Below are 431 nucleotides of genomic sequence, written 5' to 3' on the forward strand. Positions count from 1 at the left end.
GCAAAATGGAAGGCATAGCGCGGATAGTAATCGCCTGCCAGACGCTCTTGCAGCTGACGTGCCAATACCACGGCGTAGCGGTCGATTTCGACCATGTCTGCCTGCGGTACGGCATCTTCAATAGGATTGAAGTCGCTGAGGTTGGCAAACAGGAAGCTCAAGGTATTGCGGATACGACGATAGCTTTCAGTTACGCGCTTAAGGATTTCTTTGGAAATCGCCAATTCGCCGCTATAATCGGTAGATGCCGCCCACAGGCGCAGGATGTCTGCGCCGAATTCGTTGTAAACTTCTTGCGGTGCAACAACGTTACCGATGGATTTCGACATTTTGCGGCCGTTTTGGTCAACCACGAAACCATGGGTCAGCAGCTGTTTGTATGGCGCGCGACCCATTGATGAGGCACAACCGGTCAACATAGACGATTGGAA

At 52.0% G+C, this 431-nt stretch carries 1 protein-coding gene; it reads right to left on the reverse strand.

Features of this window, described 5'->3' with window-relative positions; translation table 11 throughout:
- Positions 1–431 (reverse strand): class I tRNA ligase family protein (locus ACTHUM_RS20055; protein WP_440404014.1); only part of this gene is annotated, 431 nt, incomplete at both ends.

The organism is Neisseria sp. P0021.S006, assembly GCF_051956895.1.